At 37.2% G+C, this 231-nt stretch carries 1 pseudogene; it reads left to right on the forward strand.

Annotated features, from left to right (window positions below):
- Positions 1-107: 107 nt before the first annotated feature.
- Positions 108-231: pseudogene (locus BHE89_RS27290) on the forward strand (slipin family protein); the annotation flags it as partial.

Raw genomic sequence — 231 nt, forward strand, 5'->3', positions numbered from 1 at the left:
TAAAAAGATATTGTTTTACCGGGTGAAATGAAAAACGATTTTAGCGCAAAGTGGTTGAGGCAGAAAAAATCAGCTCAAGCTAATGTTATTCGTCGAAGAGAAGAGACGGTATTGAAGTGGCTTCATTAGGGGTAAAAAGATATTGTTTTACCGGGTGAAATGAAAAACGATTTTAGCGCAAAGTGGTTGAGGCAGAAAAAATCAGCTCAAGCTAATGTTATTCGTCGAAGA

The organism is Shigella sp. FC1967 (assembly GCF_001743005.1).
In the GTDB taxonomy this organism is placed as follows: domain Bacteria; phylum Pseudomonadota; class Gammaproteobacteria; order Enterobacterales; family Enterobacteriaceae; genus Proteus.